General features: G+C 69.4%; 24 protein-coding genes, 2 tRNA genes and 1 pseudogene. 8 read left to right on the forward strand and 19 right to left on the reverse strand.

The features are described from left to right. Nucleotides 1-28 precede the first annotated feature (28 nt). The 9 genes from FHT37_RS07955 to uvrC form a co-directional block, all read right to left on the reverse strand. Nucleotides 29-1,570, reverse strand: coding sequence for a YXWGXW repeat-containing protein (locus tag FHT37_RS07955; RefSeq protein ID WP_183480036.1), 1,542 nt, complete (start codon nucleotides 1,568-1,570; stop codon nucleotides 29-31). A gap of 454 nt (nucleotides 1,571-2,024) precedes the next feature. Further along, complete coding sequence (locus tag FHT37_RS07960) at nucleotides 2,025-2,537, reverse strand: hypothetical protein (protein ID WP_183480038.1); 513 nt, start codon at nucleotides 2,535-2,537, stop codon at nucleotides 2,025-2,027. A gap of 66 nt (nucleotides 2,538-2,603) precedes the next feature. Continuing rightward, nucleotides 2,604-2,679: transfer RNA gene (locus tag FHT37_RS07965), tRNA-His, on the reverse strand. Nucleotides 2,680-2,795: 116 nt separating this feature from the next. After that, nucleotides 2,796-4,706 (reverse strand): peptidylprolyl isomerase, encoded by a 1,911-nt coding sequence (locus FHT37_RS07970; protein WP_183480040.1) that lies wholly within the window; start codon nucleotides 4,704-4,706, stop codon nucleotides 2,796-2,798. 147 nt (nucleotides 4,707-4,853) lie between these two features. Continuing rightward, nucleotides 4,854-4,929 (reverse strand) — tRNA-Val (locus FHT37_RS07975). A gap of 9 nt (nucleotides 4,930-4,938) precedes the next feature. Then, nucleotides 4,939-5,211, reverse strand: a complete 273-nt coding sequence (locus FHT37_RS07980) for an HU family DNA-binding protein (protein WP_067270581.1) — start codon at nucleotides 5,209-5,211, stop codon at nucleotides 4,939-4,941. Nucleotides 5,212-5,326: 115 nt separating this feature from the next. Further along, complete coding sequence (gene pgsA / locus FHT37_RS07985; RefSeq protein ID WP_091733749.1) at nucleotides 5,327-5,893, reverse strand: CDP-diacylglycerol--glycerol-3-phosphate 3-phosphatidyltransferase; 567 nt, start codon at nucleotides 5,891-5,893, stop codon at nucleotides 5,327-5,329. Nucleotides 5,894-5,941: 48 nt separating this feature from the next. Next, the gene (locus tag FHT37_RS07990; RefSeq protein WP_183480042.1) at nucleotides 5,942-6,487 is read right to left on the reverse strand and encodes a hypothetical protein; all 546 of its coding nucleotides are present in this window, start codon (nucleotides 6,485-6,487) and stop codon (nucleotides 5,942-5,944) included. A 29-nt stretch (nucleotides 6,488-6,516) separates the two neighbouring features. Beyond that, the gene (gene uvrC / locus FHT37_RS07995) at nucleotides 6,517-8,667 is read right to left on the reverse strand and encodes an excinuclease ABC subunit UvrC (protein ID WP_183480044.1); all 2,151 of its coding nucleotides are present in this window, start codon (nucleotides 8,665-8,667) and stop codon (nucleotides 6,517-6,519) included. Nucleotides 8,668-8,699: 32 nt separating this feature from the next. Here uvrC and earP point away from each other — a divergent pair, with 32 nt between their 5' ends. Further along, the gene (earP, locus tag FHT37_RS08000) at nucleotides 8,700-9,806 is read left to right on the forward strand and encodes an elongation factor P maturation arginine rhamnosyltransferase EarP (RefSeq protein WP_183480047.1); all 1,107 of its coding nucleotides are present in this window, start codon (nucleotides 8,700-8,702) and stop codon (nucleotides 9,804-9,806) included. Between the two features lie 146 nt (nucleotides 9,807-9,952). Then, nucleotides 9,953-10,507, forward strand: a complete 555-nt coding sequence (gene efp, locus FHT37_RS08005) for an elongation factor P (RefSeq protein WP_091733741.1) — start codon at nucleotides 9,953-9,955, stop codon at nucleotides 10,505-10,507. Between the two features lie 101 nt (nucleotides 10,508-10,608). On the opposite strand, the gene FHT37_RS08010 is transcribed toward efp, so the two are convergent. The 6 genes from FHT37_RS08010 to FHT37_RS08035 all read right to left on the reverse strand — a co-directional run bounded on the left by FHT37_RS08010 (nucleotide 10,609) and on the right by FHT37_RS08035 (nucleotide 15,969). Continuing rightward, entirely contained in the window at nucleotides 10,609-11,052 is a 444-nt protein-coding gene (locus tag FHT37_RS08010) for a hypothetical protein (RefSeq protein ID WP_183480049.1), read from the reverse strand. Nucleotides 11,053-11,142: 90 nt separating this feature from the next. Then, the gene (locus tag FHT37_RS08015; protein WP_091733737.1) at nucleotides 11,143-12,003 is read right to left on the reverse strand and encodes a 2OG-Fe(II) oxygenase; all 861 of its coding nucleotides are present in this window, start codon (nucleotides 12,001-12,003) and stop codon (nucleotides 11,143-11,145) included. Nucleotides 12,004-12,056: 53 nt separating this feature from the next. Further along, nucleotides 12,057-12,842, reverse strand: a complete 786-nt coding sequence (yaaA, locus tag FHT37_RS08020) for a peroxide stress protein YaaA (protein ID WP_183480051.1) — start codon at nucleotides 12,840-12,842, stop codon at nucleotides 12,057-12,059. 120 nt (nucleotides 12,843-12,962) lie between these two features. Next, nucleotides 12,963-14,315, reverse strand: coding sequence for a TolC family outer membrane protein (locus FHT37_RS08025; protein WP_147242481.1), 1,353 nt, complete (start codon nucleotides 14,313-14,315; stop codon nucleotides 12,963-12,965). Between the two features lie 256 nt (nucleotides 14,316-14,571). Beyond that, complete coding sequence (locus tag FHT37_RS08030; protein ID WP_091733731.1) at nucleotides 14,572-15,225, reverse strand: protein-L-isoaspartate O-methyltransferase; 654 nt, start codon at nucleotides 15,223-15,225, stop codon at nucleotides 14,572-14,574. 48 nt (nucleotides 15,226-15,273) lie between these two features. Continuing rightward, nucleotides 15,274-15,969 (reverse strand): TetR/AcrR family transcriptional regulator, encoded by a 696-nt coding sequence (locus tag FHT37_RS08035; protein WP_183480053.1) that lies wholly within the window; start codon nucleotides 15,967-15,969, stop codon nucleotides 15,274-15,276. 263 nt (nucleotides 15,970-16,232) lie between these two features. Between FHT37_RS08035 and FHT37_RS08040 the strand changes: the two genes are divergently transcribed. From FHT37_RS08040 to mnmH, 4 genes are all read left to right on the forward strand, one after another. Beyond that, nucleotides 16,233-17,060 (forward strand): undecaprenyl-diphosphate phosphatase, encoded by an 828-nt coding sequence (locus tag FHT37_RS08040; protein ID WP_147243002.1) that lies wholly within the window; start codon nucleotides 16,233-16,235, stop codon nucleotides 17,058-17,060. A gap of 113 nt (nucleotides 17,061-17,173) precedes the next feature. Next, nucleotides 17,174-17,992: a type I methionyl aminopeptidase gene (gene map / locus FHT37_RS08045; RefSeq protein WP_091733726.1), complete on the forward strand. Its 819-nt coding sequence runs from the start codon at nucleotides 17,174-17,176 to the stop codon at nucleotides 17,990-17,992. Nucleotides 17,993-18,008: 16 nt separating this feature from the next. Next, nucleotides 18,009-20,672: a [protein-PII] uridylyltransferase gene (locus FHT37_RS08050; protein WP_183480055.1), complete on the forward strand. Its 2,664-nt coding sequence runs from the start codon at nucleotides 18,009-18,011 to the stop codon at nucleotides 20,670-20,672. A 4-nt stretch (nucleotides 20,673-20,676) separates the two neighbouring features. Continuing rightward, complete coding sequence (gene mnmH, locus FHT37_RS08055; RefSeq protein WP_183480057.1) at nucleotides 20,677-21,744, forward strand: tRNA 2-selenouridine(34) synthase MnmH; 1,068 nt, start codon at nucleotides 20,677-20,679, stop codon at nucleotides 21,742-21,744. Between the two features lie 202 nt (nucleotides 21,745-21,946). On the opposite strand, the gene FHT37_RS25335 is transcribed toward mnmH, so the two are convergent. The 4 genes and pseudogenes from FHT37_RS25335 to FHT37_RS08070 all read right to left on the reverse strand — a co-directional run bounded on the left by FHT37_RS25335 (nucleotide 21,947) and on the right by FHT37_RS08070 (nucleotide 24,758). Then, nucleotides 21,947-22,294 carry an FKBP-type peptidyl-prolyl cis-trans isomerase gene (locus FHT37_RS25335; protein ID WP_147241905.1) on the reverse strand — a complete coding sequence of 116 codons (348 nt, stop codon included), beginning with the start codon at nucleotides 22,292-22,294 and terminating at the stop codon, nucleotides 21,947-21,949. Nucleotides 22,295-22,327: 33 nt separating this feature from the next. Next, nucleotides 22,328-22,672: pseudogene (locus FHT37_RS25340) on the reverse strand (FKBP-type peptidyl-prolyl cis-trans isomerase); the annotation flags it as partial. Between the two features lie 125 nt (nucleotides 22,673-22,797). Then, on the reverse strand, nucleotides 22,798-23,691 hold the full coding sequence (gluQRS, locus tag FHT37_RS08065) for a tRNA glutamyl-Q(34) synthetase GluQRS (protein WP_183481406.1): 894 nt from the start codon (nucleotides 23,689-23,691) through the stop codon (nucleotides 22,798-22,800). Nucleotides 23,692-23,795: 104 nt separating this feature from the next. After that, nucleotides 23,796-24,758: a LysR substrate-binding domain-containing protein gene (locus FHT37_RS08070; protein ID WP_091733716.1), complete on the reverse strand. Its 963-nt coding sequence runs from the start codon at nucleotides 24,756-24,758 to the stop codon at nucleotides 23,796-23,798. Nucleotides 24,759-24,880: 122 nt separating this feature from the next. Between FHT37_RS08070 and FHT37_RS08075 the strand changes: the two genes are divergently transcribed. Further along, the gene (locus tag FHT37_RS08075; RefSeq protein ID WP_183480061.1) at nucleotides 24,881-25,603 is read left to right on the forward strand and encodes a pirin family protein; all 723 of its coding nucleotides are present in this window, start codon (nucleotides 24,881-24,883) and stop codon (nucleotides 25,601-25,603) included. 61 nt (nucleotides 25,604-25,664) lie between these two features. Beyond that, complete coding sequence (locus tag FHT37_RS08080) at nucleotides 25,665-26,375, forward strand: DUF599 domain-containing protein (RefSeq protein WP_183480063.1); 711 nt, start codon at nucleotides 25,665-25,667, stop codon at nucleotides 26,373-26,375. Nucleotides 26,376-26,389 lie beyond the last annotated feature (14 nt).

A 26,389-nucleotide genomic window follows, 5' to 3' on the forward strand; every position in this document is an offset into this window, starting at 1 on the left:
GGCGCGATTCTAGGGATGCGCGCGCGCGTCAGCGGTCGCGGTCCTTCTCCTTTTCCTTCTCCTTCTCTCGTTCCTGCTCACGCGACCGGTCCTGCCCGTGGGCGTGCGCCCGATCGGCGTCGCGGGCATCGCGGCGGTGGTCGTCCGGGCGACCGGCCTCGCGCGACGGAGCGCTGGCCGGCGGGCGGTGCGGCGCCGCGTTGCCGTCGCGGGCGTCCTCGCGGCCCTGCTCGCGGCCCTGCTCGCGCGCTTGCGCCCGTTCCCATTGCTGGCGCTGCTGTTGCTGCTGCTGCAGACGCTGCTCCTGCAACTGCCGCTCGCGCTGCTGTTGCTCTTGCTGTTGATGCGCTTGTTGCTGGCCCCACTGCTGTTGGCGCTCTTGCTGCTGACGCTCCTGTTGCTGACGCTCCTGCTGAAGACGCTCCTGCTGAAGACGCTCCTGCTGTTGGCGTTCTTGCTGTTGGCGCTCCTGCAGCAGGCGTTCTTGTTGCTGGTGCTCTTGCTGCTGACGTTCCAGCAATTGCGGGTCGCGCTCATGCTGCAGGGCGGCGGGATCCGATGTCGGCCGCGTCGATGGCGGCAGGCCGGTCGCTGCCAGCGGCGGTGCCGGATGGCCCGGTGGCATCGGCGTTGACGCCGAGGTCGGCATGGCCTGTGGCGCTGCCCCGAAGGCGGCAGGACGTCCGCCGTTGGCAGTGGGCAGCGGCGGCGTGCTCACAGGCGGCGGCGTGGCCGCGCGGACATGCCCGAAGGTCGGCATGGCCGCGGCCAGGTGCGAGGCCGCGGGCACATCGCCATGGAAGGCCTTGCCGTCGGCGGTCGATCCGGGCGGCGCCACGATCGTGACGTTGGTGATGTTGGTGACATTGCGAACGTTGTTGACGTTCGTCGTGTTGTTCACCGTGTTGTTGATGACCGTGTGATTGATCTGCGTGGTGTTGTTCTGGATGCGCATGCCGATGTTGGTCACCGGCGGCGCGCTGACGACGACCGCCGGCGGCGTGCCGATCGGCGCCGGCACGATGAGGCCCGGACGCGACCCGGGCGGCGGCGGCACGAACACGCCCATCGGACCGACGGGGCGGGTCCCTCCGCCGATCGAGACCTGGATCGAGAGATGCAGTCCCGGCGGCGGCGGCACGAAGGCCACGCCGCGCGCCGCCCAGAAGCCGGAGACGAACACGACGGCGCCATCGCGATGCTCGTAATAGGGCTGGACCCAGACGTCATCGGTGCGCGGCGGCGAGGCCCACCGCCCCGCGCACCAGACCCAGCGGCCCTGCCAGCCCCAATAACCGCCGGTCCAGACGGCACCGGGATAAGGCTGGGGCGGCGGCACTTCCACCAGCATCGGCGGCGGCGCGACGTCGACGAGGACGGGCGCCGGCTGCACCAGCGGCGGTTCGACCTGGACGCTGATGACGGGTTCCGGAGGGGGCGGCGTCCAGACGGGCGCGACGCGGTAGGAGGCATCGGCATGGACGACGGTGTGCGACGGCGCGACGCATCCGGCGAGGAGCGTGGCGAGCGCCGCGGTCGCCAGCGCGGTGAGACGGAAGGAGATGCGCATGGAGGGACATCCAGGGTGGCTGTGATGTCCCGCCAACGGGGGGGCGGTGCCAGTCGTTGACCCTCGAAATGGCGTTTCGTATCGGGCTGTTAGCCAGATCAAGAGGGGGTCAAGCGGGGGTCGCGCAAGCCTCAGGAAGCCGTCATGCGAGCGCGAATTTCACTTCAATGAAGCGTTGATGAGCGACTTCGCGCGCCCGCGGCATCGGGGCGCCGAAGCGAGGTCGTAATTCCGCAAGATGCAGCCGCGCCACACGAAGTGCGGAGCGCGGAGCATCCCCCTGAATTGGCGATCACGCCCCGCTGATGCCTCCGCTACATTCCTCCGCACAACAAGGTGAGGGATGGACGTATGTCGGGATGGAGCGCGTTGCTCGTGGGCGGTGGAGCGGCCGTCGTGTTGATCGGTCTGTTGGCGTTGAGCGTGCGTCGCGCGGCGCGACATGACCTGAAGCTCAGCGAGGAGGAACTGATCCAGCGCGACAAGGACGACGCCTGGTAATCCAGGCCGCGGCCCGCTGTATCGCCGGCCGCGGCTTCGTCCGAAGCGTCAGCAGTGCCGACAGCATCGCGACCGGCACCAGTGCAATGAACAGTCCCAAACCGTAGGGCGCCAGGTCGGCGAGCTCCGGCGCGTGCAACTGGCTGCCGTCCGGGGAGCGCCACACCTCGATTTCGGCGCCAGGGGCGTGCCGGTCGACGAAGGCCTGCGCCCGTTCCAGGTCACGGTCGACGATCCGCAACGCGTGCTGGCCGTCGACCGCGATGACCTCGAGCGCACGAGCACGGCTGCCCTTGCCTTTTCCGAAGGTCGTTTGGATCTCGATCCAGTTGGATTGAATCAAATGAACCTTGCGAAGCCAGAATGACTCCGATCGCGAGACGTGGAGGAACGCGACGATGGCCGTCATGCCAAGCATGACGACGAGCAGAAATGCCAGCAGTCTTCGAAGCGGAATGGAATTCACGGAATGACGAGCACAAAACAAAACGCCCGCAGGACTTGCGTCTTGCGGGCGTTTTCTTCTATTCGGTGGGGTGGCTGATGGGACTCGAACCCACGACAACCAGAATCACAATCTGGGACTCTACCAACTGAGCTACAGCCACCGGAGAAGCCTTAGATTATGGCTGAATTTCTCCTCTGTGGGAAGCACTTTCTGCGATTCTTTTGAAAATCATTCGAATCGCGCGAGTGCCGCCCCGCTTCATTCAGCGCGACGCCCTCAGTTCGTCGGCGCCGAGGCCGCCGTCGCCGCCAGCGCCGACGGCTTGATCGTGGCCTTGTACTCGCTCTTCAGCACGTTGTAGTAGCCCGCCATCTCGGCGGCACTCCACGCCCGCGCGTACTGCTCGGCCGCGCGCTTGGGATCGATCAGCGCCGGATCGCGCGGCAGCACCTTCTCGATCTTGACGACCAGGTAGCTGCCATCGCCGACGTCCACGCCCGCATAGGCCGGCAGCTTGGACGCATCCGCGCGCAGGACCTGGTCCAGCGCCTTCTGCGGCAGCACGCCCGGCTTGGCGCGCGACACCGTCACCGGCTCGCCCAGGCCCTTCGCGTCGCCGCCCTTCTGCAGTTCGGCCAGGCGCGTCTCGCCCGCCTTCTTCGCGGCCGCCGCCGACTGGTCCTGCACCCAGGCCGCCGCGACTGCCGCCTTGACCTCGGCCAACGCCGGCACGCGCGCGGCGTTGTACGCGACCACGCGCGCCGACACCAGCTGGTTGCCGCCCGCCTCGATCGCCGAGGTGTTGCGCTTGTTCTTCAGCGAGTCGGCATCGAACACCGCCTCCAGCAGCTTGGCCGAGGCCAGCGGGCCGGTCGCGTCCGGCGCGGCCTTGCGGCGCACCGTCGCCTTCTGGATGGCCAGCTTGAACTTGTCGGCCGCCGGCTTCAGCGAATCGCTCTGCTCATACACGGTGTTGCCGAAGTCCTCGGCCATCTCCGTGTAGCGCTTCTGCGCCAGCTGCTTGCGAAGCTCGGACTCGATCTCGCCCTTGACCGTCTCGAACGGGCGCACCTGGCCGCCGCGCAGGTCGGTCAGCATGATCACGTGGTAGCCGAAGTCGGACTGGACCACGTTGCTGATCTCGCCCTTCTTCAGCGCGTACACCGCGTCCTCGAAGGGCTTGACCATCGCGCCCTTGCCGAAGAAGTCCAGGTCGCCGCCATTCGCGGCCGAGCCCGGGTCCTCCGAATTCTTCTTCGCCAGTTCGGCGAAGCCGGCCGGGTTCTTGCGCGCCTCGGCCAGCAGGGCCTCGGCCTTGGCCTTCGCCTTGGCCTTGTCCGCCGCCGACATGTCGGCACCGGCCTTGATCAGGATGTGGCTGGCGCGGCGCTCCTCGTCGCTGGTGAAGCGCGCCTTGTTCTGCTCGTAGAACTTCTGCACGTCATCGGCGCTGACCGTCACCCCGCCCTGCAGCGCGGCGGCGTCCAGCACGACGTATTCGATGTCGGCGCTTTCGGGCAGCTGGAACTTCGCCGAGACCTTGGGGTCCTTGTAGTAGGCCTCCAGGTCCGCGTCCTTGGGCGTCAGCGTCGCGGCGAAGTCCTTCGCGGCGAAGTTCTGGAAGCGCAGCTCACGCTGCTGCAGCAGCGCGTCGAAGGCCAGGCCGGCGCTCGCCTGCGTGGGCAACGCGCTCTGCGCGATCGGGCCCAGCACGCCGTTCATCTGCAGCTCCTGGCGCAGGCGCTGCAGGAAGCCGTCCACCGTCAGGCCCTGCTGGGCCAGGATCTGCTTGGCTTCCGGGCCGCGCAGCGGCGCCAGCTGGGGATCGGTGCGGACGATCTCCTCCAGTTGCGCGTCGGTGATGTTGCGGTGCTCGTCGGTCACGACCGCGGCCAGCACGCGCTCGCGCAGCAGGTTCTCCAGCACGTCCTTGCGCACTTCCGGCGAGTCGAAGACCTTCGGGTCCATCGTCGGCGCCTGCTGGCGCATGCGCTCGACCTGCTGGCGCAGCGCCGCGTCCCATTCCGACTGCGTGATCTTGTGGCCGTCCACGCTCGCCACGGCGGTGTTGCCCCCCTCCATGAAGCGGCTGTAGCCCTCCACGCCCACCAGCACGAAGGACGGCAGGATCACGATCAGCAGCAGGAACTGGAGCAGCCGCGTGTGCTTGCGTACGAAATCAAACATCAACAACCTCGGGTCATCTCGGAAGGGTCGACGCGCACGGGCCGGAGCAGGGGCCGGCCTCGCGTCTGGCCGCCCATCGGGCGGCGTCACATACGACAAAGGCGAACCGGGGTTCGCCTTTGCGCCGCGGCATTCTAGCCTCGGGTTTGGTGGGCGCTGACGGTCTCGAACCGCCGACCTACTCCGTGTAAAGGAGCCGCTCTACCAACTGAGCTAAGCGCCCGGGAACTGGTCAGTTCACGGCGTCCTTGAGGGCCTTGCCCGGACGGAACTTCGGCACCTTCGCCGACTTGATCTTGATCGCCTCGTTCGTGCGCGGGTTGCGGCCGGTGCGCGCGGCGCGCTTCGTGACGCTGAAGGTGCCGAAGCCCACCAGCGACACCGTCCCGTTCTTCTTGAGCGTGGTCTTCACACCGCCGATCACGGCTTCCAGCGCACGCCCCGCGGCGGCCTTGGAAATGTCCGCCTGCTTGGCGATGTGCTCGATCAATTCGGACTTGTTCACGAAGGTACCCCCTCATTGGTTTGCCAGGCCGCCGAACGGCGCGGGAAGCGGATTCTAGACGCATTGCCCTCGGGCCCCGACAAGGGGGAAGTCCCGATACAAGCGGGGGGATGGCTCAGCGCACCTTGGCGCGGATCTCGGGCAGCGCCTTCTGCAGGTAATAGACCATCGACCAGATGGTCAGCACCGCGGCCAGGTAGATCAGCCAGGTGCCCCACGCGGCGGTGTTGATCACGCCGAACAGCGTGCCGTTGAAGAGCAGGAAGGGAATGGCCACCATCTGCACCGTGGTCTTGAGCTTGCCCAGCATGTGCACGGCCACCGAGCGCGACGCGCCGATCTGCGCCATCCATTCGCGCAGCGCGGAGATGGCGATCTCCCGCCCCACGATGACCAGCGCCACCAGCGCGTCGACGCGGCCCTGCTCCAGCAGCACCAGCAGCGCCGCGCAGACCAGGAACTTGTCGGCCACCGGATCCAGGAAAGCGCCGAAGGACGAGGTCTGGTTGAGCTTGCGCGCCAGGTAGCCGTCCGCCCAGTCGGTCAGGGCCACCGTGATGAACAGGACGGTGGCCAGCAGGTTTTGATGGGCGGGCGTCATCTGCAGGTGGAACACCCCGACGATCAGCGGGATGGCCACGATGCGGGCCCAGGTCAGCAGGGTTGGCAGCGTCCAGAACATGGGCGGCATTGTGGCCCAGGTTCCAGGCGGCGAACCGTGGGCTGTCGCTTAATCGTCCAGCGTGCGCGGCTTGAAGCGGCGGTCGTCGTCGAAGAGGAAGACCTCGACGAACTTCCAGGGCTTGGGCAGCCGGCTCACGTCGCCGAAAGGCGCGGCACGGCGCACGGCGGCGATGGCGACCTCGATGGTGTCCTCGGCCTGACTCGGCTTGCGCAGCACGCGGATGTGCCGGATCGAGCCGTCCTGGTTGAGCTCGACCTCGAGCACCGGGATCGCCAGCAGCTGCGGCGGCACCTCGCCCATGTAGGTGCCGTCGGGATTGGCGGCCACCATGCGCTCGGCCGCCTGGCGTCGCAGCGCCTCGTGCGAGCTCACCGCGCGCGGCGCGGGCAGCGGCAGGCCGCGACGGGCGACCGGTGCGGCGGGCGCCGCGGGCGTCACCGCCGCCTCCGGCGCGGCGGCCGGTGGCTGGGCCGGCGGTCGCGACGGCGCCTGCGGCGCGGGCGCCCCGCAGGCGGCCAGCATCAGCGCGAGCGCCACCTTGGCGCCCCAGCGCGCCGCGTCCCTCCCGGGGATCCGATCGATCGTTGTCATGACTCCATTCCCAACCCACCGCGCCGCATTCAATGCAGCGCGCGATAAATGTCCTCGGCGAGCTCGCGCGAGATGCCCTTGACGCTGCACAGCTCCTCGACGCTCGCCCCCGCCACGCCGCGCACGCCGCCGAAACGCTGCAGCAGCTGCGCGCGCTTCTTCGGCCCCACGCCCGGCACGTCCTCCAGCCGCGAGCCGCCGGTGCGGATCGACGCCCGCTTGGCCCGCATGCCGGTGATGGCGAAGCGGTGGGCCTCGTCCCGGATCTGGGCGACCAGCATCAGCGCCGCCGAATCGCGGCCCAGGTAGACCTTCTCCCGCCCGTCGGCGAAGACCAGTTCCTCCAGCCCCACCTTGCGGCCCTCGCCCTTCTCGACGCCGACGATCAGGCTCAGGTCGACGCCAAGTTCCTCGAAGACCTCGCGCGCCATCGACACCTGGCCCTTGCCGCCGTCGACCAGGACCAGGTCCGGCAGACGACCGGTGCCATTCTGTGCGGCCTCGGCCATCTTGCTGTAACGGCGTGTCAGCACCTGCCGCATCGCCGCGTAGTCGTCACCGCCGGTGATGCCCTCGATGTTGAAGCGCCGGTACTGGCTGCTCTGCATCTGGTGGCCCTCGAAGACGACGCAGGACGCCTGCGTCGCCTCGCCGGCGGTGTGGCTGATGTCGAAGCACTCGATGCGGAACTTGTCGAGCTCGGTGACGCTGAGGTCCAGCGCGTCCACCAGCGCGCGCGTGCGCGCCTGCTGGGAGCCCTCCTCCGACAGCAGCCGCGCTAGCGCGATCTCGGCGCCCTTGACGCACATCTCCTGCCAGATGCGGCGCTGGCCGCGCGGCTGCGCCTGCGTGGTGACGCGGTAGCCGGCCTGCGCGCTCAGCGCCTCGGCCAGCGCCGGATCGACCGGCTCCGAGAGCACCAGCAGCGAGGGCACTGCCATCTCGAGGTAGTGCTGCGCGATGAAGGCCTCCAGGACCTGGCGCTCCGGGCTCGGCGGCGTGGGGCGCGTGACCGCGGCACCAGCGGCGCCCTCGCCCGCCGCCGAAGCGTCCAGCTCCGGCAGGTCGTCGTCGTCGAGCAGTTGAACCGCCGTCGCGTCGTCGACGTGTTTCGGGAAGTAGGCCCGGTCGCCCAGATGCCGACCGCCGCGCACCATCGCCAGGTTCACGCAGGCGCGTCCGCCCTGCAGCTTCACCGCCAGGATGTCGACGTCGCGATCGCGGCCGGTGGCGCTGTTCTCGTCGACGGCCTGCTGCTGCAGCACCTTCGACAAGGCGGTGATCTGGTTGCGGATGCCGGCGGCCTGCTCGTACTCGAAGCGCTCGGCGTGGCTCATCATCTGCGCCTGCAGCGCGTCCAGGACCTCCTGGGTCTCGCCGAGCAGGAAGCGCTCCGCGTTGCTGACGTTGCGGCGGTAGTTGTCGTTCTGGCCCTCGGGCACGCAGGGGCCGGTGCAGCGGTGGATCTGGTGCAGCAGGCAGGGCCGGCTGCGGTTGTTGAAGACGGTGTCCTCGCAGGTCCGCAGCTGGAAGACCTTCTGGATCAGCTGGATCGATTCCTTCACCGCCCAGGCGCTGGGGAACGGGCCGAAGTAGCGATGGCGCCGATCGACCGCGCCGCGGTAGTAGCTGATGCGCGGCCAGGCGTGGCCGGACAGGCGCAGGTAGGGATAGCTCTTGTCGTCGCGGAACAGGATGTTGAACCGCGGGTTGAGCGCCTTGATCAGGTTGTTCTCGAGCAGCAGCGCCTCGGCCTCGGTACGCACCACCGTGGTCTCGAGCCGCGCGATGCGCGCCACCATCATCCCGATGCGCGTGCCGCCGTGATCCTTCTGGAAGTAGCTCGAGACGCGCCGCTTCAGGTTCTTGGCCTTGCCGACGTAGAGCACATGGTCCTGCGCGTCGAAATAGCGGTAGACGCCCGGCAGCGCCGGCAGCGCCAGCACCTCGGCCAGCAGCCGGTCGCGAACCGCGCGGGCGGCGCGCTCCATGTCGGCGACGCGGCGGGACTCGGCCGCCTCGATGGCTTCGGACTGGGCGTTCCACGCCTCGGCGTGGGACGGCGGCGCCGCGTCGGGCGCATCGGTTGCAGCCGGCGCATCGGCGCGCGGGGGCTCCGCGGGAACGGTCGGGGAAGAAGGCTCCGGCACTTCGCTGGCGCCGGCGGGGGTCGTGCTCATGGGGCGCGATTGTGCCGCCGGATAATTCCGCGATGCCCGACGCCCTCGCCGAATCCGCTTCCCCCGCGCAGTCTCCTGACACGATGACCTGGGACATCTTCTGCCGCGTCATCGACAACTACGGCGATCTCGGCGTCTGCCTGCGGCTGGCGCGCGACCTGGCCCGGCGCGGCGAGCAGGCGCGGCTCTGGTGCGACGACTTGTCGCCACTGGCCTGGATGCAACTCGAGGCTGTCCCGGGCCTGAGCTGCCGGCCCTGGGACGAGAGCGTGGGGGCGGCACCGGGCGACGTCGTCGTCGAGACCTTCGGCTGTGAGCTGCCCGCGCCCTTCGTCGCCGCGATGGCCGCGCGGCCCGTCCGGCCGGCGTGGATCAACCTCGAATACCTCAGCGCCGAAAGCTACGTCGAGCGCAGCCATGGACTGAAGTCGCCGCAGTTCTCCGGACCGGGCGCTGGACTCGACAAGTGGTTCTTCTATCCCGGCTTCAACGATCGCACCGGCGGCCTTCTCCGGGAGCCGGGACTTCTCGACGCCGTCACCGCGCATCACGGCGACGCCTGGCGCGCGGCGCGCGGCTGGGGCCGCCGGCCCGGCGAGCGGGTGCTGAGCCTGTTCGCGTATCCGCAGGCGCCGCTGGCGCCCTTGCTCGAGGCGCTCGGTCCCGGCTGGCTGCTGCTGCTCTGCCCCGGGGCGGCCCAGAGCGCCGTGCCGGCCTTGCTACGCGACGGGCAGCGCGCGCTCGCGCTTCCTCATCTGACGCAGGACGGTTACGACCAGTTGCTCTGGTCCTGCGATCTCAACCTCGTGCGCGGCGAGGACTCCTTCGTGCGCGCGCAATGGGCCGGCCAGCCGATGCTGTGGCAGATCTACTTCCAGGACGATGGCGCGCACGGGCCGAAGCTGGAGGCCTTCCTGGACGCCGCGCTGGCGGGCGCCGAGGACCGGTGGGCCGCGAACTGGCGCGCCCTGTCGCGCGCGTGGAACGGGCTCGGGTCGTGGACGCCGGCCTGCGCCGAGGCCCTGCGCGAGCGGCCGGCCGCCGTCGCGCAGGCGCGCGCATGGCGTGCCGAATTGGCGGCGCAAGTGGATTTGACCTCGCGGCTGCAGGCCTTTGCCCGGCGCGCGAGTGGCGCGTGACAGGCCTTTCGAGCTAGAATGCGCGGCTTTTCGCGTTCTGAACGCGCGGTTCCCCGAACCAGCGCCGAACGCCTCACACCGCCGGAACAGTTCGGATCTCCAAGCATCCAAGTGACTGTGCCCGGACCCAATCTCCCGGAATCATCATGAAGATCGCTCAAGAAATTCGCGCCGGCAACGTGATCATGCACGGCAAGGACCCCATGGTCGTGCTGAAGACCGAGTACAGCCGCGGTGGCCGCAATGCCGCGACGGTGCGCATGAAGCTGAAGAGCCTGCTGAACAACTCCGGCACCGAAGTCGTCTTCAAGGCCGACGACAAGATGGACCAGATCATCCTCGACAAGAAGGAGTGCACCTACTCCTACTTCGCCGACCCGATGTACGTGTTCATGGACACCGAATACAACCAGTTCGAAGTCGAAGCCGAGAACATGGGCGACGCCATCAACTACCTGCAGGACGGCATGGAAGTGGAAGTGGTGTTCTACGACGGCAAGGCGATCTCGGTGGAACTGCCCACCAGCGTCGTGCGCGAAGTGACCTGGACCGAGCCGGCCGTCAAGGGCGACACCTCGGGCAAGGTCCTGAAGCCCGCCAAGATCGCCACCGGTTTCGAGATCCCCGTGCCCATCTTCGTGGCCCAGGGCGACAACATCGAAATCGACACGCGTACCCACGAGTACCGCAAGCGCGTCTGAGCGATGCCGGAGCCGGCACCGGCTCCTCGCCCAACGAAAAAGCAGCCCTCGGGCTGCTTTTTTGTTGCCGCGTCGCGGGTCGTCCCGGTCGACCGCCAGGCTCAGGCGGCGGCCTGTCGCGCCCTGCTCTTCTTCGACTTGGCCGTGGCCAGCTTCTTCGAGCCGGTCTTGCCTGCCGACGAAGCGTGCTGCCCAGTTGGCTTGGCACCGGACTTCTTGGCGCCCGACTTCTTCGCGGTGGCGTGCGACTTGCCACCGGACCTCGCCGTCTTGCCGGCGGTTTTTCCAGCGGTCTTGCCAGCCGTCTTCCCCGTGGCCTTCCCCGCCGTCTTGTGCCGGGTGCCCGACTTCGTGGAAGTCGCGGACTTGTCCAACTTCGTGGCCGTGGCGGCAGGCGCGGTGGCCGGCGCGGCCATGTCGGCGTGCGGGGCGGGGATCGGCGCCGTGGCCGGCGGGACCGGCTGGGGCTGCGTCTGCGGCTGGCCTTGCGCCTGCGCGAGGGTGCTCAGCAACACGGTGCCCAGGGCGGCGATCAACGACTTCATGAAGTGGTCCTTCTTCGAGGCGCGCCGACGCGAAGGCCGGCGCTCATGGGATTGAGCGGCGAGTCTAGCCGCGCGCCGGTCAAGGCCGCGTCAAACGAACTCACCCCGACGTAACCATTTGGTGGCGACCCACTTCTCGCCCTCGACGACCGGCGCGCCGCCATGCAGCGTCAGCGTGCTGGGATCGGGCCGGTCGTAGCTGAAGAAGACCGCATTGCCCTTCTGGGCCATGACGTCGAGCTTGATGTCCGGGAAGACCGTCGCGCCGCCGCGCGCCGGCGTGTTCAGGTACATCACCAGCGTCGCGACGCGCTGGCCGCCGCGCTCCAGGATCGCCTTGCTGCTGGCGTGCCGCGGGTCGAAGTAGTCGTAGTGCGGCTGGTATTCGGCGCCGACGCGATAACGCAGCACCTGCAGGCCCTCGCCGTTGCGCAGCGGCCAGTTCAGCAGCGTCGCGATGCGGCGCTCGATGCGGGCGACGACCTCGTTCTCGCCGCGCTCGAAGAACATGCCCTCGCTGGTGCGCGCCGAGTTCACTTCGCTGCCCTCGCGCTGCGCCGCCACCGTCTCCGAGCGCGCCAGCCGGGCACCCGCCGAGGCGACCATCGCGTCGCATTCCTGGGCGCTCAGCAGGTTGCCGAACACGATCACCCGTGGCCGCTGCAGCGCCATCAGGATCTCGACGCGGTGGCCGTCGGGCAGCAGCACGCTGCGCTGGTCGGTCAGGTCCGGTTCGGGCAGCGAGCCCGGCTCGATCGCCGGCTCGGGCAGCTCCGGCAGCGTCAGCGGCGGCTCGAAGGGGCGGTGCTCGGCCAGCGCCTGCTGCGCCATGTCGGGCTGCCAGCCGCTGGTCAGCATGGCCTGGTACAGCGCCTCGCGTGTGATGCCGTTGCGCAACTGCGCGGCCACCCAGTCGCGCAGTTCGGGCGTGAGGTATTGCGAATTGCTCATGGCCGCAACGGTATCAAACTGATCGGTGTCTGCCTGTATCCCGGTGTGCCAGCTCAGTCGGCGACGCGGCGGCGGAACACCAGCCGGTCCGGCTCGCTGGCCTCGGGCGCGTAGGCGTAGCCGTCGACCGCGAAATCCTGCAGCCCCGCCGGCGTGCCGATCCGGTGCTGGATCGCATACCGGGCCATCAGGCCGCGCGCGCGCTTGGCGAAGAAGCTGATGATCTTGTAGCGGCCGCCTTTCCAGTCCTCGAACTGGCACTCGATGACCCGCGGCTTCAGCACCTTGCGGGCGGCGGCCTTGAAGTACTCCTGCGAGGCCAGGTTCACGATCACCGGCGCCGACAGCTGCGCGCACTGCGCGTTCAGGTGTTCGGCGATGGTGTCGCCCCAGAAGGCGTAGAGGTTGCCGCCGCGCTCGTTCTTCAGCGCGGTGCCCATCTCGAGCCGGTAGGGCTGCAGCCGGTCCAGCGGCCGCAGCACGCCGTAGAGCCCCGAGAGGATCGCCAGGTGGCGCTGCGCCCACTGCAGATCGTCGACCGACAGCGTCGCGGCCTGCAGGCCGTCGTAGACGTCGCCATTGAAGGCGAGCACGGCGGGCTTGCTGTTCCTGTCGGTGAAGCGCGTCGACCACGCTTGGTAGCGGGCCACGTTCAAGGTCGCCAGTGCCTCGGAGATGTCCATCAGGCCGCCGATGTCGGCCGCCGTCTTGGTCTTGAGGATCCCGATCAGCTCGGCCGCCTGGGGCGCGAAGTGGGGACGACCCGCCAACGCGGCCAGCGCCTCGGGCGTGGGGGTGTCGTAGTCCAGGGACTTCGCGGGGGAGATCACATACAGCATGGGGGCGGATTGTCGCGCGTCCGGGGCGCAAGACCTGTCACCAGACCGTCGGATGAACGAAGGCCGCCCTGGGGCGGCCTTCATCGGTGGTTCGCGACGCCTTGCGACGTCCCGCGACGCTCAGCGGGCGAGCAAGGCGTTGATCGCGGTCACGTCCTCGGGGCGCAGTTGGCCGGACGCCTGGCGCAGCTTGAGGCTATTCACCAGCACGTCATAACGGGCCTTGGCCAGGTCGCGCTGCGTCGTGTAGAGCTGGGTCTGGGCGTTCAGCACGTCCAGGTTGACCCGCACGCCGACCTTGTAGCCCAGCTGGGTCGCCTCCAGCGCCAGCTTCGACGAGGCCTCGGCCGCCTCGTAGGCCTTCACCTGCGCCTGCAGCGACTGCACGCCGAAGAACGCGCGCTTGGTGCCTTCCTCGACGCTGCGGCGGGCGAAGTCCAGGTCGTTGCGGGACTTCTCCTCCAGCGCGACCGTCTCCTTGATGCGGTTGGTGATCGCGCCACCGCTGTAGATCGGCATGTTCAGCGCAACGCCGACCGACGCGTTCTTGAGGTTGCCGGTGTACTGCACGCCCTCGCCGGTGGAGCGCTGCACGCCGAGCTGCGCGGTCAGGTCGACCGTGGGCAGGCGCGCGCCCTTGGCGCGCTCGATCTCGTAGCGGGCGATGTCCAGGCCCAGCTGGGCCTTGCGGATCGCCGGATGACCGCCTTCGGCCTGGCTGACCCACGGATCGACCGTGGACGGCGCCACCGGCGGCAGCACCACCGGCACGGCCAGCGGACGCGGCTCGACGCCGACACGCCCCACCAGTTGGTCCAGCGTGACGCGCTTGACGCGCAGGTCGTTGTCGGCAGCCAGTTCCTGGGCGGTCGCCAGGTCGTAGCGGGCCTGCGCCTCGCGGGTGTCGGTGATGGTCGCGGTGCCGACCTCGAAGTTGCGCTTGGCCGAGGCCAGCTGCTCCGCGATCGCGGCCTTGTTGGCGCTCGAGGTCGAGAGCGTGTCCTTGGCCGCCAGCACGTCGAAATACGCCTGCGCGACGCGGACGATCAGGTCCTGCTCCGCCGTGGCGAGATCCGACTCGGCCACGTCGACGCCCAGTCGGGCCTGGTCGATCGAGCCCTGGTTGGGACGGTTGAAGACGGCGTACTTGGCGTTCAGGCCGGCATTGGTGACGGTGTTGCCGAAGCGGTCGCGCTGCACGCCGCTGCCGGGCGGGTCGAATTCCGAGCGCGTCGAGCTGACGCCCACGCCGACCGAGGGACGCGCCAGCGCCAGCGCCTGGCCGTAGCGGTATTGCGCCGATTCCGCCGTCGCCCGCGCCGCCAGGTAGGTGGCGTCGTAGGCGCGGGCCGCGTCGTACAGCTCTTGCAGGCTCTGCGCCTGGGCCGCCCCGGCCATCAGCGCGAGCGCCGCGGCCAGGAGCGAGACCCGCGGCAGGCGGGAGATCGGAGACGTACGGCGTTCAGCGGCCATGAGGCTTCCTCGTATCGATGTGGTGTTCTTCGGAGCGATCCAACTGCGGACCGGCCGCGGACGTGCCGCGGCCGGTATCCAGGTCCAGGGCACCCGCCGGTCGATCGCCGCCGACCCGGGTCCGGTGCCGGGCGAGGTTATAGATCACCTCGCCCCCCTGTCTCGAAAGAAATGCGACGACTTGCAGTCTTCGCACCCCGTGACGGCAATAACGCGCGATGGGCTGCCAGCGCCCCGCCCGCCGCGCGCCTTCCGCTCAGAACGTGAAATGCGATCCGGTGTCGAAACCGTCCAGGCGCTGGACGACGGTCTCGAACAGGTTCTTGGTCGTGAACTCGCGCTCGCCGGTGCGCGTGATGATGCGCGCGCTCATCGCGGGCTCGTCGCCGACGATCACGCCCATGCGGCCGCCGATCTTGAGCTGGTCCAGCAGCGCCTGCGGCGCCTGGGGCACCGAGCCGGACAGCAGGATCACGTCGAACGGCGCCTCGCCGGGCAGGCCCTTGACGCCGTCGCCCTCGACCACCGTCACGTTCAGCACGCCATTGCGGCGCAGCGCGTCGCGGGCGGCGCCGGCCAGCGCGGCGTCCTTCTCGACGCTGAAGACCTGCTGCGCCTTGTGGCCCAGCAGCGCGGCCATGTAGCCGCTGCCGGTGCCGATCTCGAGCACCTTCTCGTGGCGCTCGATCTGCAGCTCCTGCATCCAGCGGGCCTCGACCCGCGGGGGCAGCATCTTCTGGCCATTGGCCAGCGGCAGCTCGACGTCGGTGAAGGCCACGTTGCGGTAGGCGGCGGGCACGAAGTCCTCGCGCTTGACCACGGCCAGCAGGGCCAGCACCGAGGGATCCAGCACATCCCACGGGCGGATCTGCTGTTCGATCATGTTGAAGCGGGCTTGTTCGAAGTTCATGTTCAGTCCTCTGGCGGCCCCCTTGGCGCGCCGAATGCGGGCGGTATTCTAGGCGGGCGACCGGGGTGGGGCCGGATGGCGCGGGCGGTTGAGGAGTCCCTCGAACATCAGCTCGAGCTGCAGCGACAGCACCTGCTCCGGCGTGCACTTGTGGTCGTGGGTCACGCCGGCCGCGCCGATCGAGTGCTCATGCAGCACCAGGTGCAGCATCGGCCCGATCAGCACCATCACCGCCGCGTCCGGATCGACCTCGCGGAACTCGCCCGAGGCGACGCCGCGGCGCACCACCTCGGCCAGCAGCTCGCAACAGGGATCGATGACCTCGTCGTTGTAGAACGCGGCCAGCTCCGGGAAGTTGCGGGCCTCGCTCATCATGATCTTGTGGATGCCGCCGGCCGGCGTCCGGCCCAGGCGCTCCCACCAGGTCCACAGCATCCAGGTCAGCAGCTCCGCCATCGAGCCCTGGTGCTTGGCGAGCTCGGAAATCCCCTCCGCGATCTTGCTGCCCAGGGCCTCGCGCACCACCGCCTTGAAGAGCTCCTCCTTGGAGGGGAAGTAGAGGTAGAGCGTGCCCTTGGAAACCCCCGCCTTGGCGGCCACTTCCTCCGAACGGGTGGCGGCGAAGCCCTTCTCGACGAACAGCGACAGCGCGGCTTCGAGCAGCTCCTGCGGGCGCGCCTCCTTGCGCCGCTGTCGGGCGGAGGACGGCGCGGAGCTGTCGGTCTTGGCGGAAGCGCGAGGCATGGGGGATGGAGGACTGCTAACTGACTAACCGGTCAGTAATGTAGCGGCGCGCTTTCAGCCCGGTCAAGCCAGCAGTGCCCGCCGCGCGCGGCGTCCCCTGGCCAGGCGACGCCCCGCATCCCGTCGTGGCGGCATCGTCACGCGCCCCTCACGCCGGAGCGCCCACATCGATGCTGCGCTGCGGCAAACCCTTCCCGAGCCAGGGCTATGATCCGCGCCGACCGCCTCCGGACCCGAGCGAGGCGGCATTCTGGAGTCGTAGTTTGGACACTGTGCTGCTGATCAAGGCCGCGATCATGGGGATCGTGGAGGGCCTGACCGAATTCCTGCCGATCTCGTCGACCGGCCACCTGATCCTCACGGGCGCGCTGCTGGGCGGCTTCGAGGATGCGCGGGGCAAGGTCTTCGACATCGCGATCCAGACCGGCGCGATCCTGGCCGTGATCATCGTCTACTGGCAGCGCCTGCGCGACACGGCCGCCGGACTGGGCAGCGACGCCCGCGCGCGCCGCTTCGTCCTCAACGTCGCGATCGGCTTCCTGCCGGCGGTGGTCCTGGGCCTGCTGTTCGGCAAGGCGATCAAGGAACACCTGTTCACCCCGGTCGTCGTGGCCAGCACCTTCATCATCGGCGGCGTGATCATCCTGTGGGCGGAACGCCGCCAGCAGAGCGCCGTGCGCATCCACGAGGTCGACGACATGAGCCCGCTGGACGCGCTCAAAGTCGGCCTGGTGCAGTGCCTGGCGATGGTGCCGGGCACCAGCCGCTCGGGCGCGACCATCATCGGCGGCATGCTGCTGGGCCTGTCGCGCAAGGCGGCGACCGATTTCAGCTTCTTCCTGGCGATCCCGACGCTGATCGGCGCCGGCCTGTACAGCCTCTACAAGGAGCGCTCGGTGCTGTCGACCGGCGACATCCCGCTGTTCGCGGTCGGCCTGTTCTTCTCCTTCGTCAGCGCCTGGATCTGCGTGCGCTGGCTGCTGCGCTACATCGCCAGCCACAGCTTCGTGCCCTTCGCCTGGTACCGCATCGCCTTCGGCATCGTGGTGCTGGTCACCGCCTACACCGGCCTGATCGTCTGGGCCGAATGAGCGCCGCCCGGCCCGGCGCGCCGCGAAGCTGACGCCCCGATGACGCGTTCCCCCGGATGGGGAACGCGTCCACCCCTGCGGGGGGATGGCCGAACGCCTAAAATACCGGCCTTATGACCATCACGATCAAGACCGGCGCCGACATCGACGCCATGCGCATCGCCGGCCGTCTGGCGTCCGAGGTGCTGGACATGCTGACCCCGCACGTCAAGCCGGGCGTCACCACCGACCACCTCGACAAGCTGGCCCACGACTACATCGTGAATGTCCAGCAAGGCATCCCCGCCCCGCTGAACTACCAGCCGCCGGGCTACACGCCGTACCCGAAGTCGATCTGCACCTCGATCAACCACCAGGTCTGCCACGGCATTCCCAACGACCGCCCGCTGAAGAACGGCGACATCGTGAACATCGACGTCACCGTCATCAAGGACGGCTGGCACGGCGACACCAGCCGCATGTTCGTCGTCGGCGAGGGCTCGATCGCGGCCAAGCGGCTGTGCTCCTTCACCTACGACGCGATGTGGAAGGGCATCCAGAAGGTCAAGCCGGGCGCGCGCCTGGGCGACATCGGCCATGCGATCCAGACCTTCGCCGAGAACGCCGGCTTCAGCGTCGTGCGCGAGTTCTGCGGCCATGGCATCGGCCAGAAGTTCCACGAGGAGCCCCAGGTGCTGCACTACGGCCGCCCGGGCACGCTCGAGGAACTGGTGCCGGGCATGGTCTTCACCATCGAGCCGATGATCAATGCCGGCCGGCGCGAGATCCGCGAGATGGGCGACGGCTGGACCATCGTCACCAAGGACCGCTCGCTGTCGGCGCAGTGGGAGCACACGGTGCTGGTCACCGAGACCGGCTTCGAGATCCTGACGCAGTCGGCCGGCACGCCGCCGCCGCCGGCCTTCGTCGCGCCCCAGGCCGTCCCGGCCTGATCGCGGCGGACCGCGCATGAACGCCAGGACGCCGGGCGAGGCCGGCGCATCGCCGGCCGTGCCGCCCTCCGACGCCGCCCCGCTGACCGTCGCCGACCTGCGCCAGCGCTTCAAGGCCGGCAAGCAGCAGCTGCTGGAGGACTTCGCGGCGGCCAAGGCCAGCGTCGCTGCCGCCACGCGGCTGATGCGCCTGCTGGCCCGGCATGTCGACGGCACGCTGCAGGCGCTCTGGACGCATTCCGGCATCGCCGCCGCGGCGCCGGAGGCCGCGCTGGTCGCCGTCGGCGGCTACGGCCGCGGCGAGCTTTTCCCGCATTCGGACGTCGACGTGCTGGTGCTGCTGCCCGATGCGCTGCCGGGCGGTTTGATGCCCGATCAGCCCGGCCCGCTGAAGCAGGCGATCGAGGCCTTCATCACCGCCTGCTGGGACATCGGCCTGGAGATCGGCTCGTCGGTGCGCACCGTGCGCGAATGCCTGGACGAGGCCGCCGGCGACGTCACCATCCAGACCGCGCTGCTCGAGTCGCGCTGGCTGGCCGGCTCGCGGCCGCTGGTCAAGCGCTTCGACCAGGCCTTCCGCGAGGCGGTCGATCCACGCGCCTTCATGCGCGCCAAGACGCTGGAGATGCGCCAGCGCCACACGAAGTACGAGGAAACGCCCTACGCGCTGGAGCCCAACTGCAAGGAAAGTCCCGGCGGCCTGCGCGACCTGCAGGTGCTGATCTGGATCGCGCGCGGCGCGGGCCTGGGCCGGACCTGGTCGCAGCTCGCGGCCAAAGGCCTGATCACGCCCTTCGAGGCCCGCCAGCTGCAGCGCAACGAAGGCGTGCTCAAGAGCATCCGCTGCCAGCTGCACCTGGCGGCGAAGCGGCGCGAGGACCGGCTGGTCTTCGACCTGCAGACGGCGGTGGCGGAGCGCTTCGGCTACGAGTCGACCCGCTCGCTGCGCGCGTCCGAGAAGCTGATGCGTCGCTACTACTGGGCGGCCAAGGCGGTGACGCAGCTGAACCAGATCACGCTGCTCAACCTGGAAGACCAGATCAACGGCACGCGGGGCAACGAACCGCGCCCGGTCAACGACCGCTTCCTGGAGCGCAGCGGCATGCTGGAGATCGCGGCCGACGACCTCTACGAGCGCGAGCCGCACGCCATCCTCGAGACCTTCCTGATCTACCAGCAGACGCCCGGCATCAAGGGCCTGTCGGCCAAGACGCTGCGCGCGCTCTACAACGCGCGCGGGCTGATGAACAGCGCGTTCCGGCGCGATCCGGCCAACCGCGCGATGTTCATGCGCGTGCTCGAGGAGCCGCAGGGCCAGACGCACGCGTTCCGGTTGATGAACCAGACCTCGGTCCTGGGGCGCTACCTGTGGGTGTTCCGGCGCATCGTCGGGCAGATGCAGCACGACCTGTTCCACGTCTACACGGTGGACCAGCACATCCTCATGGTGCTGCGCAACATCCGCCGCTTCTTCATCCCCGAGCACACCCACGAGTACCCCTTCTGCTCGCAGCTGGCGGCGCAGTTCGACCGCCCTTCCCTGCTCTACATCGCGGCCCTCTTCCACGACATCGCCAAGGGCCGCGGCGGTGACCACTCCGACCTGGGCGCGGTCGAGGCGCGGCGCTTCTGCCGCGCGCACGGCCTGCCGAAGGCGGATGCGGCGCTGGTGGTGTTCCTGGTCGAGCATCACCTGACGATGTCGCGGGTGGCGCAGAAAGAGGACCTGTCCGATCCCGACGTCATCCAGCACTTCGCGCAGCTGGTGAAGGACGAACGCACGCTGACGGCGCTGTACCTGCTCACCGTCGCCGACATCCGCGGCACCGGCCCCAAGGTCTGGAACGCGTGGAAGGGCAAGCTGCTGGAGGATCTCTACCGGCTGACGCTGCGTGCGCTGGGCGGCGCGAAGCTGAACATGGCCGCCGAGATCGAGGCCCGCAAGCAGGAAGCGCGGCAGGAGCTGGCCCTGAAGGCGCAGCTGCCGGGCACCGAGGACGCGCTGTGGAAGACGCTGGACCTGAGCTACTTCGCGCGCCATGACGCACCGGACCTGGCCTGGCACGCGCGCGCGCTGTGGCGCCATGTCGCGAGCGCCGAGCCGGTGGTGCGGGCGCGCCCGTCGCCGGTCGGCGAGGGCCTGCAGGTGCTGGTCTACGCCAAGGACCAGCAGGACCTGTTCGCGCGCATCTGCGGCTACTTCGACGGCGCGGGCTTCAACATCCTGGACGCCAAGGTGCACACCACGCGCAGCGGTTATGCGCTGGACACCTTCCAGGTCATCGCGCCCGAGCTGGACCTGCACCACCGCGACCTGACCGCGCTGGTGGAATCCAAGCTCGGCCAGGCGCTGGTCGCGCAGGGCCCGCTGCCGGAGCCGCGCAAGGGGCGGCTGTCGCGCCGGGTGAAGAGTTTCCCGTTCACGCCGCGCATCTCGCTGCGCCCGGATGAACGCGCGCAGCGCTGGCTGCTGTCGGTCAGCGCGACCGACCGCGCCGGCCTGCTGTACGCGATCGCGCGGGTGCTGGCGCGGCACGGCATCAACCTTCAGCTCGCCAAGGTCTCGACCCTGGGCGAGCGGGTCGAGGACACCTTCCTGCTCGACGGCGCGGCACTGCAGCAGAGCCGGATGCAGCTGCAGATCGAGAGCGAGCTGCTGGACGCGCTGTCGGTGCAGTGAGGCGATGAGCCAGTACCACGTCATCCCGTCGGCCGAGGCCTTCGCGCGGCTCGACGGTTTCAGCACGGTCATCGACGTGCGCTCGCCGGCCGAGTTCGCCGAGGACCGCCTGCCGGGCGCGGTGAACTGGCCGGTGCTGGACAACGACGAGCGCCGCATCGTCGGCACGCTCTACAAGCAGGATCCGCTGGAGGCCCGCAAGGTCGGCGCCGCGATCGTGGCGCGCAACATCGCCGCCCACCTGGACGCGAACCGGGCGCTGATGCAGAAGCATTGGCGGCCGCTGGTCTATTGCTGGCGGGGCGGGCAGCGCTCGGGGGCGATGAACTGGTTCCTGAACCAGATCGGGTTCAAGTCGCTGCAGCTGGTGGGGGGCTACAAGGCCTTCCGCGGCGAGGTGATCCGGACGCTGGCCGAGCTGCCGGCGCACTTTGATTTCGTGGTGCTGTGCGGGCGGACCGGCTCGGGCAAGACGCGCTTGCTGCACGCGCTCGCGGGCGTGGGGGCGCAGGTGCTCGACCTGGAGGCGCTCGCGCGTCATCGCGGATCGGTGCTCGGCGCCCTGCCCGACCAGGCGCAGCCGAGCCAGAAGGCCTTCGACACGGCGCTGTGGCAGGCGATGGTGCGGCTCGACCCGGCGCGGCCGGTGTTCGTCGAGAGCGAGAGCCGCAAGATCGGCGGCGTGCAGTTGCCGGAGCCGCTGCACCTGCGCTTGCGTCAGCAGGGGCGCTGCGTGTGGATCGACATGGCGGAGGCCGGGCGCGTGCAGCTGCTGCTGGAGGACTATGCGCACTTCCGGTCCGACGCGGAGGGCTTCAATGCGCTCATCGCGGGTCTGGTGACGCTGCGCGGTCGCGAACGCGTGGAGCGCTGGCAAGGGATGGCGCGGAGCGGGCAATGGGCTGAGCTCTTCGGGGAGCTCATGCGCGATCACTATGACCCTGGCTACGAACGGTCGCTGACCAACCACTTTCCGCAGTTGAGCTCGGCGCCGCGCATCAGCCTGGAAGACAGCGGCCCCGGCAGCACCGGTCAGGCGGTGCAGGCCCTGCTGGCCATCGCTGGCGCATGACCCTCTCTCGCGGCCTGCGACGAGCCCCCTCACCCTAACCCTCTCCCCCTCGCGGGGGCGAGGGGATGACTCACCCTCGCAAAAGGATGGTTCGCGAGGGGATCACTCGGGAAAGGGATAGCTCGCGAGGGGCTGCTGCGTGCCGAGCACTCCCTCGCCCCGCTTGCGGGTAGAGGGCGGGGGGTGAGGGGAAACCGTGCCGTCAGACGGCCAGCAGTTCCACCTCGAACAGCAGCGTCGCGTGCGGGGGAATCACGCCGCCGGCGCCATACGCGCCATAGCCCAGTTCCGACGGAATCACCAGGAACCGGGTCCCGCCGACCTTCATGCCCTGCACGCCCTCATCCCAGCCCTTGATGACTTCCCCGGCGCCGAGGTGGAAACGGAACGGATCCCGGCGGTCCTTGGACGAATCGAACTTGCGCCCACGCTGGCCGTCCTTGTAGAGCCAGCCGGTGTAATGCACGGTCACGCGCTTGCCAGCCTCGGCCACGGCGCCCTCGCCGGTGGTGACGTCCTCGAACTCCAGGCCGCTGGCGGTCTTGGTCAGCTGGTTCAGCGTGATCGGCTCGGCACCGCCGGAGACGCCCAGCAGCTCCACCTCGAACATCAGCGTCGCGTTCGGCGGAATCACTCCACCGGCGCCGCGCGCGCCATAACCGAGTTGCGGCGGGATCACCAGGACCCGGGTCCCGCCGACCTGCATGCCCTGCACGCCTTCATCCCAGCCCTTGATGACCATGCCGCCGTCGAGCTCGAACTCGAAGGGCTCGCCGCGGTCCTTGCTGGAATCGAACTTGACGCCCTTCTGGCCGTCCTTGAACAGCCAGCCGGTGTAATGGACCTTCACGTCCTGGCCGGCACGGGCCGTGGCGCCGGTGCCCGGCGTGGTGTCGTCGTATTGCAGGCCGCTGTCGGTCGTTTTCATCAAAGGATTCCTTGAAAGGGGATGTCCGCGGACATCGGGAACGCAAAGGCGTGATCATGCCAGCCGTCGGGCCGCCCGGCCGTGCCACGGGTTCACGCACGGGCTGGACGCGGCGTGGCGGCGCCTCAGGGCTGGCGGGCCGGCCACGCGGCCACCGCGCGCTCGAACCACTCGGGCATCGTCCGCGCCGCCAGGGCCGGCAGGCCCAGGCGCTCGCCGGCACGGCGCAGCGCGGCAAGCGGGTCGCCCAGGTCCAGCGCCCGGGCGCCGTTCTGCTTGGACAGCTTCTCGCCGTTGTCGCCCAGCACCAGCGGCGTGTGCAGGTAGCGCGGGCGGGGCAGGCCCAGCAATTCCTGCAGCCGGATCTGCCGGGGCGTGTTGTCGGCCAGGTCCTCGCCGCGGACCACGTCGGTCACCCCCTGCCAGCCGTCGTCGACGACGACCGCCAACTGATAGGCCCACAGCCCGTCGGCGCGTTTCAGGACGACATCGCCGACCTCGTCCGTCAGGTCCTGCGACTGCGGCCCGAGCCGGCGGTCCTGCCAGGCGATGCGCAGCGGCACCGGCGCCTCGCCCGCCCGGCCGACCTGGGCCGTGCTGCGCAGACGCCAGGCGCGCGCCGGCTTGCCGTGCAGACCATGGCGGCAGGTGCCCGGATAGACCAGTTCCCCGTGGCGCTCCCGCTGCCCGCCTCGGGCCGCGATCGCCTGGGCGATGTCCTTGCGCGAGCAGCCGCAGGGGTAGGCCCAGCCGGCGGCGACCAGCCGGTCGAGCGCCGCCTGGTAGGCCGCACCGCGCCGGGACTGCCACACCGGCGGCGCGTCCGGCAGCAGCCGCACCTGGGCGAGCTGCGACAGCACCATCGCATCGGCGCCGGCCGGACAGCGCGGCCCGTCGACGTCCTCGATCCGGATCAGCCAGCGGCCGCCATGCGCCCGGGCGTCGAGCCAGCTCGCCAGCGCGGCCACGAGCGAGCCCTCATGCAGCGGCCCGGTCGGCGATGGCGCGAAGCGGCCCACATACCGGCCGGCGCGGCGGCCATCGCCGTAATCGCCGTGATTGCCGTGATCGACGCCAGCATCGGCGGCTTGCGCCTCGCCGCTGCCCGAGCGCCCCGCACCGCTCACAGCAGCAGGCCCTCGTGCTGCTCCAGCAGCGAGCGCCGCGTCGCCTCGCTCTTGAGCCGCTCCAGCCACCAGGCCAGCGCCTTGGCGGGCCGGTGGCCGGTGTTGCGCCACGCGTAATGCATCGGCGAGATCCGCTTGCCCTGGAAGGTCTCCTTCCTCACGAGCCGACCGGCGTCGATGTGGCGGCGCACCATCGGCGTCGGCAGGAACCCCACGCCCAGGCCGCGCAACATGGCCTCCAGCTTGGTCGCCATCGACGGCACGGTCAGCACCTCCTGCCCGGGCACCACCCCCACCGTCATCGGCGCGAGGCTGCGCGCCGTGTCCGCCACCGCGACGATGCGGTGGCGCGCGATCTCGGCCGAGGTCAGCACGCCCTCGAACTCCGCCAGCGGATGGTGCGGCGCGACGCAGAACACCATCTCCATCGGCCCCAGCACCTCGCAGACCACCGAGCTGCCCGGCGGCTGCGCGCTGGTGCCGATGGCCAGGTCGGCCTGGCCGGAGATCAGCGCCTCCCAGGTGCCCGACAAGACCTCGGTGCGCAGCTTCAGGCGGGTGGGCGGCGGCTTGCCGTCCTCCTTCTCCTGGTAGAAGGTCTCCATCAGGTCGAAGATCGCGCGCCGCGCGACCGCGTCGTCGAAGGCGATGGTGAGCTCGCTCTCCCAGCCGGTGGCCACGCGCTTGACCCGGTTCGCGACCGCGTCCATCTCCTGCAGCAGCCGCCGGCCCTCGGTCAGCAGCTCATGGCCGGCGGCGGTCAGCACCGCCTGGCGCGAGCTGCGGTCGAACAGCAGCACGTCCAGCGCCTCCTCCAGCTGCCGCACCGAGTAGGTCAGCGCCGACGGCACCTTCCCCATCTCCCGCGCCGCCGCCGCGAAGCTGCCGCTGCGCGCGATGCTGTCCATCATGGCCAGCGCCTCCGGCGTCAGCACCCGTCGTTTGTCTTGCTGTGACATTCCTTCATCTTATTTGAACGGTGGCTTCAAGCCCCCTCCCCCTCGGCAGAGGCCCTCATCCCTACAGTGAACCCATCGCAACACAACGGCCCGCCACCACAGGCCAGCAAAGGAGCATTCAAATGCGTGAAGTCATCAAGTCCTCGGACCGCGGTTATGCCGATCACGGCTGGCTCAAGAGCTTCCACAGCTTCTCGTTCGCGGACTACTTCAACCCGCGCCGCATGGGCTTCGGCCCGCTGCGGGTGATCAACGAGGACCGCATCGCCGGCGGCACCGGCTTCGGCACGCACGGCCACCGCGACATGGAGATCATCAGCTACGTGCTGAGCGGCGAGCTGGCGCACCAGGACAGCATGGGCAACGGCAAGCCGGGCGGCGCGAACGCCGGCGTGATCCGCCCGGGCGACGTGCAGCGCATGAGCGCCGGCACCGGCGTGATGCACAGCGAGTTCAACCACTCCAAGGACGGCGAGACCCACTTCCTGCAGATCTGGGTGATGCCGGACCGGCAGGGCGTGACACCCGGCTACGAGCAGAAGCACTTCGCCGAGGCGGACAAGCGCGGCCGGCTGCGTCTGGTCGCCTCGCCGGACGGCGCGCAGGACTCGGTGTCCATCCACCAGGACGCGCGCCTGTACGCCGGCCTGTTCAACGGCGATGAACGCGCCGAGCTGCCGCTGGCGCCGGACCGGCTCGCCTACGTGCATGTCGTGCGCGGCCGGCTGAGCGTCAACGGCGAGGCGCTGGGCGCGGGCGACGCGCTGCAGCTGGCCAAGGAAGCGGCCATCACGCTCGAGGCCGGCGAGGACGCCGAGGTGCTGGTGTTCGACCTGCCGGTCTGACGCCCGCCGGCGGCGGGACCATCCCGGTCCCGCCGCGCACCCCGGCCTCTACACTCGCGCGATGCAATCGCTCCGACAACTGCTGACCGCGCTGCCGCTGCTGGACTGGGCCGCCCTGGGCCTGTATTTCCTGACCTGGGTCGCCTACGCCCACTTCTCCAAGCACCATGCGGAGGGGCAAGGTTCGCTGCTCGCGATCACGAACCGGGTGCGGCGCCAGTGGATGCTGCAGCTGACCTACCGCGAGATGCGGGTGCTGGACGGCGCGGTCAGTCAGGCGCTGCTGTCGAGTCCGTCCTTCTTCGCGTCGACGACCATCCTGATCATCGGCGGCCTGCTGGCCGCGCTGGGCGCGAGCGAGCAGACCAGCGCGATGGTGCTGGAGCTGCCCTTCACGGTGAAGACCAGCACGCTGGTCTTCGACATCAAGCTGGCGCTGCTGACCGGCATCTTCGTCTACGCCTTCTTCCGCTTCACCTGGAGCATGCGGCAGTACACCTTCGGCGCGCTGCTGGTGGCCTCCGCGCCGGAGGCGGGCCAGTTCGAGCAACAGGGGCCCGAGGCCCGCGAGCAGTTCGCCGACCGCGCCGGCGCGGTCGTGGGCATGGCCGCCGAGGCCTTCAACGACGGGTTGCGCGGCTACTACCTGGCCTTCCCGGTCGTGGCCTGGTTCTTCTCGCCCTGGGCGTTGATGCTCGCCACGGCCGGCGTGATCTACGTGCTGTACCAGCGCGAATTCCGGTCCGAAGTGCTGGAGAAGCTGCGCACCTGAAACAGGCGCGGGGC

Origin of the sequence: Mitsuaria sp. BK037 (assembly GCF_014193045.1) — a bacterium.
Classification (GTDB): Bacteria; Pseudomonadota; Gammaproteobacteria; order Burkholderiales; family Burkholderiaceae_C; genus Roseateles.